This window comes from Sphingomonas sp. CCH5-D11, from assembly GCF_001557395.1.
Lineage (GTDB): Bacteria > Pseudomonadota > Alphaproteobacteria > Sphingomonadales > Sphingomonadaceae > Sphingomonas.
The window spans coordinates 1-6,308 of record NZ_LSKH01000321.1 but is presented as its reverse complement, the minus strand read 5'-3'; the positions used below and the strand labels follow the sequence as shown (position 1 = coordinate 6,308).

Genomic DNA, 6,308 nt, shown 5'->3' with positions numbered 1-6,308 from the left:
GCCGACGATGCTGCCCGCGGCGTCAACAACGCTTGCGCCCTCGCGTACCGGCTGACGGCCCTCGACGAGCAGGCCAACGCGCTTCGTGGCGGGGCCATTCTCCCGTTCTGCCAACAGGCGCTCCGCGCCGGGGAAGCCGCCCTCCTCGCGGCGGCGCTTGAACAGGGCAAAGCCGAGATCGGCCATGACCGGCGTCGTCTCGGGCGACAGATCATGGCCATAGAGCGGCAGGCCCGCCTCCAGCCGCAGGGAATCGCGCGCGCCAAGGCCGATCGGCTTCACTTCGGGCTGCGCCAGCAGCGCATCGGCGAAGGCTTCTGCACCCTCCGCCGGGATCGAGATTTCAAAGCCGTCCTCGCCGGTATAGCCGGAGCGGCTGATCCACAGCTCATGCTCCTGCCAGGTGAAGGCGGCGCCCTGCATGAACACGAGCGCATCGACGCCAGGCACCAGCGGCATCAGCGCATCCACAGCCTTCGGCCCCTGAAGCGCCAGCAGCGCATGGTCCTCCATCAGGTTAAGCGTGATATCGTCCGGCAGATGATCGAGCATGTGCGCGATATCGTCATATTTGGTCGCGCCGTTCACGACCATATAGATGCGCTCGCCGTCCTCATCCGCGGGCTGGCGCGTAAGCATCAGATCGTCGAGCACGCCGCCATGGTCGTCCAGCAGCAGCGAATAGCGTGCGCGGTTCAGCGCAAGGCCGGCGATATCGGCAGGCATCATCGCCTCGAGCGCGGGCACAAGCCCGTCGCCGCGGAAGGTGATCTGACCCATGTGGCTGACATCGAAGAGGCCGGCGCTCTCGCGCGTCCACAGATGCTCGGCCATGATGCCTTCATACTGGACCGGCATCCAATAGCCCGCGAACTCGACCATCCGGCCGCCGCGCGCCCGATGCCAGCCATCCAGCGGCAGCGTCATGGTTTCGATGATTACGTCTTCGTCCTGGTCGCTCATCACGGCAATTCCGTCAGCAAGGGCGATCGTCCGCCACTGCTGGCGATACGAACCGAACCCCCTCTGTCACGGAACCTGAGAGCTTTCCCCCGCCAGTCGCGAAGTTACCCCTTCGGTGGGCCAGGGCAAAGCCAAGGCCGCTTTCCAGAGCGTCGAATCGGGCTGCGCGGTCCCTGTTGCCTGAGAGATTCCGGGGTGGTTGCTCCTTCGGCGGCGACATTGCTGGCCTGAAAGGCCGGTCGCACTCTCCCGCGCGCCCATCCCGGTTGCCCGGCATCGACCTTCGCGCTGTGGCCGCGCCCGGGAGACGAGTCAATCGCCCAGGTGCGGCCGCTACTTTGGGTAAGCCTTCAGCGCTGCGCGTTGTAGCGCAGTTGATCGTCGGTCAGCTGAAAGCCGACCAGCGCCTCGAAGCTGGCGGACAGCACCGCCTGGCGAACCTCCGGCGTGGACAGCGGATCGACCGCGGCGTCCTGATCGCCCGCCTTGCGCTTGCGCGTGAGCTGTTCGCGCACCGAGTCGGGCAAGGTTGCCGCCGAGCGGTTCACGGTGGCGCTCCCTTGCGCGGACGTGCTGGCGAGCGCCTGCCCGGCTTCGAACCGGACAGCGACGGCGCCGACCCGCTTGGCGACCACCTGCGTGCCGCCGCGAACGATCGTGATGAAATACGGCAACGTCACTTCGCGCGCACCATCCGTGCGTGCGCGACGGGCGCGCACGTCAAAGGTGACGTTGCTGACCACTTCGGCGCCGCTGTCGTCGCAAGTGCTGCGAACATTGGTGATCACCGCCGTCACGTCGATCGCGCTGGCGTCTCGGCTGGCGGGCGGATCGAACAGGGTTATATCCCCCGTGCCGGTAGGAACGCCGACCACCGGACAGGCGGACCGCACTGCGGTGATGCCTACCCCGCCATCGACCGAGATGTCGCCGCTCTTGGCGCAACCGCCGGCAAGCAGGACCAGGGCGAGCGGAACGAGGCTGACGGCGCGATACGCTGGGGTGCAAAAGGACACGTGCGGAGAAACCTTATACGAACGGGTACGAAGTGCCCGGGCGCTCATAACCGCCTTCCGTGCGGGCAGGCAATCGCGTAAGCGGCAGGGATGACCGACAAGCCAGCGCTCGAACTGCTGATCGCCGCCCCCCGCGGCTTCTGCGCCGGAGTGGACCGCGCGATCCGCATCGTCGAACTCGCGATCGAGAAGCACGGCGCGCCCGTCTATGTCCGGCACGAGATCGTCCATAACAAGTTCGTGGTCGACACGCTGAAGGCCAAGGGCGCGATCTTCGTCGAGGAACTGGACGAGGTGCCCGATGGCGCCCCGGTGGTCTTTTCCGCGCATGGCGTGCCCAAATCGGTGCCGGCCAATGCCGAGGCGCGCGGGCTGGAATATCTCGACGCCACCTGCCCGCTGGTGTCCAAGGTGCACCGTCAGGCGGAGCGGCTGGTCGCATCCGGGCGGCACATCCTGTTCATCGGCCACGCCGGTCACCCGGAGGTGATCGGCACCTTCGGTCAGGTGCCCGAAGGCGCGATGACGCTGATCGAGGATGTCGCGGATGCGGAGGCGCTGCAGCCGGCGGATCCCGAGAACCTCGCCTTTCTGACGCAGACCACGCTGTCGGTGGACGATACGGCGGAGGTCGTGCGGGTACTGCAGCGGCGCTTCCCGAATATGCAGGCGCCGCGCGGCGAGGACATTTGCTACGCCACGTCCAACCGTCAGGCAGCGGTGAAGGCGATCGCCAGCGCGTGCGATGCCGTGCTGGTGATCGGTGCGCCAAACTCCTCCAATTCGCTGCGTCTGGTGGAAGTAGCCGAGCGCGAAGGCATTCGCGCCACGCTGATCCAGCGCGCCAGCGATCTCGACTGGTCCTTCCTGGACGGGGTTGGGACCTTGGGAGTGAGCGCAGGCGCATCGGCTCCGGAGCTTCTGGTGCGCGAGCTCGTAGATCTTCTGTCAACGCGATATGAGGTGAGCGAGCGCGAGGAGGAGACCACGCGCGAGACGATCGCCTTCAAGCTGCCCCGCTCGCTTGAGGCGGCCGCCTAGGACCGATCGCGCGGGCTGCCGGTGAGGCGATCCGTTTATTGACTTGGCAGGGGGATGCCGGCGCGCCGGCATGGTGATCGCGAATGGCGGTTTATACTCATGTGTCGGCGGAAGCGCTTGCCGCCTTTCTGCGGCGCTACGACGTCGGCGAGCTGGTGTCCGCAAAGGGCATTGCGGAAGGGGTGGAGAACTCCAATTATCTCGTGGACACGACCGGCGGACGGTACATCCTGACACTGTATGAGAAGCGGGTAGCGGCGGATGACCTACCCTTTTTCATGGCGCTGCTCGACCATCTCGATGCAAAGGGGCTGCCGGTGCCGCCGGCGATCAAGGATCGCGACGGGCGCGAGATCCAGGAGCTGGAGGGTCGCCCCGCCTGCCTGATCAAGTTCCTCTCCGGCGTGTCGCTGTCACACCCGACGCCAGCGCAGGCGCTGGCGGCTGGCGATGCAATGGGCGCGATGCACCGCGCGGTGGCCGATTTTGCGCCGGTGCGCACCAACTCCATGGGGATCGAGACCTGGCGACCGCTGTTCGAACGCTGTGGGCGCAGCCTCGATGAAATCGCGCCGGGGTTGTACGATGACCTCGGCACTGCGCTGGATCACGTGGAAGCCGACTGGCCGGGCACCGAATTCGAGCGCAGCGCGATCCACGCCGATCTGTTCCCCGACAATGTGCTGATGTTGGGAGACCGGGTCACCGGGCTGATCGACTTCTATTTCGCGTGCACCGACATCCGCGTGTACGATCTGGCGGTGATGCACACCGCCTGGTCCTTCGACGCCAAGGGCGGCAGCTATGACGCCGCGGTCGGCGACGCGCTGATTGCCGGCTACGAGCGGCACTTTCCCTTGTCTACACTCGAGCGCGCGCAGTTCGGCACCTTGGCGAGCGGCGCGTGCATCCGTTTTGCCCTGTCACGCGCGTGGGACTGGCTCAACACGCCGGCGGATGCGCTGGTCGTGCGCAAGGATCCGCTCGCCTATGTGCGGCGGCTCGCCCACTACAATCCGGCACTGGTGACGCACATTCAATGACCGAAATGACGAAGGTGGAGGCGTTCACCGATGGCGCGTGCAAGGGCAATCCTGGCCCAGGCGGCTGGGGCGCGGTGCTGCGGATGGGCGCGCACGAGAAGGAATTGTCGGGAGGCGAACCGCTGACGACCAACAACCGCATGGAGCTGACCGCCGCCATCGAGGCGCTCAACGCCTTTACGCGGCCGTGCCACGTGACGCTCTATACTGACAGCCGTTACGTGATGGATGGGCTGACGAAGTGGATCCACGGCTGGCGGCGCAATGGCTGGAAGACGGCGGACAAGAAGCCGGTCAAGAATGCCGAGCTGTGGCAGGCGCTGCTCGATGCCGCCGCGCGGCACCGGGTGGATTGGCAGTGGGTGAAGGGGCATGCCGGCCATCCGGAGAATGAGCGCGCCGACCGTCTGGCGAGCGATGCCGCGGTCGCTGCTGGCAAGCGCGGCTGAAGCCCTTCGCTAGGCCTACCCGAACCTCGTCGGCGCATAGCGCGCAATGTCGATCTCGCTGGCAAGCGCCGGGATCTCGCCAAGCAGCAACGCGGCTCCGATCATGGCGGCGGCAGGTGCGGTCTGAATACCGAAGCCGCCCTGCCCCGCGAACCAGAAGAAGCCGGGCGTATTGGCCGCGAAGCCATAGACCGGCAGGCGATCCGGCGCAAAACTGCGCAGCCCGGCCCATTTGCGCTCAAGCTGCGTGATGCGCCAGTCCACCGCCTGTTCGAACCGGTCGATCGCGATGGCAACATCCAGCTCCTCCGGCTGGACATCAGCCGGATCGGTAGGTGTCTCGTCATGTGGGCTGAGCCATAGCCGACCGCCCGCCTCCGGCTTGAAGTAGAAATCGCCGCCGACGTGCACGACATGTGGCACGCCGGGCGCGGGCGCCGGATCGGTCTTCAGCTGCACCATAGTGCGACGGTAGGGCTGGATGTTCAGCGGCGTGGCGCCGGCGCGTCGCGCGATCTCGTCGGCCCAGGCGCCGGCAGCATCGACCAGCACGCTCGCCTCGTATGTGCCGGCCGTCGTCTCGAGCCGCCATCGGCCGTCCAGGCGGACGGCGCTGGTCAGCGCGGCCTGCAGCAGCACGTCGGCTCCGGTGCGACGCGCGCGCGCCAGGGCATCGGCGTGCAGCGCGGCAACGTCGATGTAGGCGCAGGTCGGCTCCATGATGCCGATGGTCCAGCCGGCACGCAGACCGTGCACGTGATCGCGCGGATCAACCGGGATCAGGGGCACGCCGCTGCCGGCGAAGGCGGCGAGGAAAGCGTCTGCCTCCTCCCGCTCGGCAGCGCGGCCGATGTGCAGCGAACCCAAGGGATCAAGAAACCCGCCCGCCCGCAGATACTCGCCCGACGCCGTGGTGAGCGGCTGGATCCCAGGCCCACCATAGGTTTCCGACCAGAAGGCCGCGGAGCGACCGGTGGCATGATAGCCGGCGATCTCCTCCGCCTCGATCAGCAGAACGCGCGCCCGGGTGCCTATTTCGGCCGCGAGCGACGCGCCGGCCATACCGGCACCCACGATGGCAATGTCGTGGATCACCGCGCGTGCGCCTGCAGGAACTGATCAATGGCGGCGAGCGCCCGATCCCGCACCGGATCGGCCTCACGCAGGATCTCATGCGCCGACTCCGCGCCGAAGCGCAGCAGCTCCGCATTCGGCAGGCGGCTCGCCACCTCCAGCGCCGCACGCGAGTCAACCAGGCCATCTCGGTCGGCCAGCAGCATGAGGATCGCCGTCTTCAGTGTAAGCAGGCGCGGATCGCTGCGCTGCCGGCGGGTGGAGGCGAAGGCCTGCGCCAGCCATGACCAGCTCGGCGGACCCAGCTTGATCTCGGGCACCTGGTCGTACCACCATTGTTCGTCTTCATAACGGCTGACGTCCGCCGTCAGCAGCTGTTGCCGCTTCAATCGGCTGACCGGCCGCTCATTGCCCTTCCACGCCGCACGCGCCGGATCGCCGAGGTCGCGCATGGTGCAGGCGAGCCATTCACCAAAGCGCGGCGCGATCGGCGCCTTCAGCCCCAGCATCGGTGCGACCAGCACGACGGCATCGGGCGTGATCGCCTGCTCCAGCATCGCCTGCAACACCAGGTGGCCGCCCATCGAATGGCCGATTGCCACACGTGGACCGGCGACGTCCCATTGCGTCCAGAAGGCGGCGAGATCGCTCAGGAACGGCGTGAAATCCACCGCATGGCCAACGTGCGGATCCGGTGACAGCCGGCCCGACCCACCTTGCCC

Annotated in this window: 7 protein-coding genes and 1 riboswitch; of the genes, 3 read left to right on the top strand and 4 right to left on the bottom strand. The window is 67.0% G+C overall.

Going from position 1 to position 6,308, the window contains the following annotated elements:
* Positions 1 to 963, bottom strand: a 963-nt coding sequence (gene gcvT, locus AX702_RS19935) for a glycine cleavage system aminomethyltransferase GcvT (protein WP_066782129.1), incomplete at its 3' end; no start/stop codon positions are given.
* A 157-nt stretch (positions 964 to 1,120) separates the two neighbouring features.
* Positions 1,121 to 1,225: riboswitch (glycine riboswitch) on the bottom strand.
* An 88-nt stretch (positions 1,226 to 1,313) separates the two neighbouring features.
* Positions 1,314 to 1,979, bottom strand: coding sequence for a hypothetical protein (locus AX702_RS19930; RefSeq protein ID WP_231731971.1), 666 nt, complete (start codon positions 1,977 to 1,979; stop codon positions 1,314 to 1,316).
* A gap of 90 nt (positions 1,980 to 2,069) precedes the next feature.
* Between AX702_RS19930 and ispH the strand changes: the two genes are divergently transcribed.
* The 3 genes from ispH to rnhA all read left to right on the top strand — a co-directional run bounded on the left by ispH (position 2,070) and on the right by rnhA (position 4,512).
* Positions 2,070 to 3,020 carry a 4-hydroxy-3-methylbut-2-enyl diphosphate reductase gene (gene ispH, locus AX702_RS19925; protein WP_066782128.1) on the top strand — a complete coding sequence of 317 codons (951 nt, stop codon included), beginning with the start codon at positions 2,070 to 2,072 and terminating at the stop codon, positions 3,018 to 3,020.
* An 83-nt stretch (positions 3,021 to 3,103) separates the two neighbouring features.
* A complete protein-coding gene (thrB, locus tag AX702_RS19920; RefSeq protein ID WP_066782127.1) occupies positions 3,104 to 4,063 on the top strand; it encodes a homoserine kinase in 960 nt (319 codons plus the stop codon).
* A complete protein-coding gene (gene rnhA / locus AX702_RS19915) occupies positions 4,060 to 4,512 on the top strand; it encodes a ribonuclease HI (RefSeq protein ID WP_066782126.1) in 453 nt (150 codons plus the stop codon). The genes thrB and rnhA overlap by 4 nt, the downstream gene beginning before the upstream one ends.
* Before the next feature lie 15 nt (positions 4,513 to 4,527).
* On the opposite strand, the gene AX702_RS19910 is transcribed toward rnhA, so the two are convergent.
* Together AX702_RS19910 and AX702_RS19905 are read right to left on the bottom strand one after the other, a co-directional pair.
* Positions 4,528 to 5,607, bottom strand: coding sequence for an NAD(P)/FAD-dependent oxidoreductase (locus AX702_RS19910; RefSeq protein WP_066782125.1), 1,080 nt, complete (start codon positions 5,605 to 5,607; stop codon positions 4,528 to 4,530).
* Positions 5,604 to 6,308 (bottom strand): alpha/beta fold hydrolase (locus AX702_RS19905; RefSeq protein WP_066782124.1); only part of this gene is annotated, 705 nt, incomplete at its 5' end. The genes AX702_RS19905 and AX702_RS19910, both read right to left, overlap by 4 nt.